The following is a 509-nucleotide window of genomic DNA, read 5'->3' on the forward strand; positions in this document are numbered from 1 at the left end:
TAGTACCACCGGTGTATTGCAGGAACAGCAGGTCATCACCAGTGATGACAGGCGGATTGAATTCCAGATCCTCACCTTCTTCTACTAGCTCGGCAAAGCTCAGCGTTTCGCTCAGGCGCGTGTCCGCAGCCGGACTTGGGATCGGCGTCGCTGTCATGTCGCCCAGATCAACCGTAATCACAGTCTTGATCGGAGTGTTGTCGACAACCTCTGCCAGTGTCGGAGTCGAACCACCGAAGATCACGATGATCTCGGCGCCTGCGTCGTTCAACTGATGCTCTAATTCGTGCGGCGTGTACATCGGGTTGACGTTCACCTGAACGCCTCCGGCGCGAATGATACCCAGCATGGCAATCGGGAAGGCCAGGATATTCGGGACCATAAGCGCGATGCGGTCACCCTTTTTGACGCCCAGTTTCGATTGCAGATACGCAGCAAAATCGCGCGATAGCCGATCTGCATCCGTATAGGTCAGGCTACCGCCCAGACCGACATAGGCCGTCTTTTCC

At 56.0% G+C, this 509-nt stretch carries 1 protein-coding gene; it reads right to left on the reverse strand.

Going from position 1 to position 509, the window contains the following annotated elements:
• Positions 1-509: AMP-binding protein (locus ACR0MQ_RS23030; protein ID WP_480611322.1), on the reverse strand; the 509-nt coding region annotated here is incomplete at both ends.

This window comes from Ruegeria sp. AN6, from assembly GCF_056540425.1.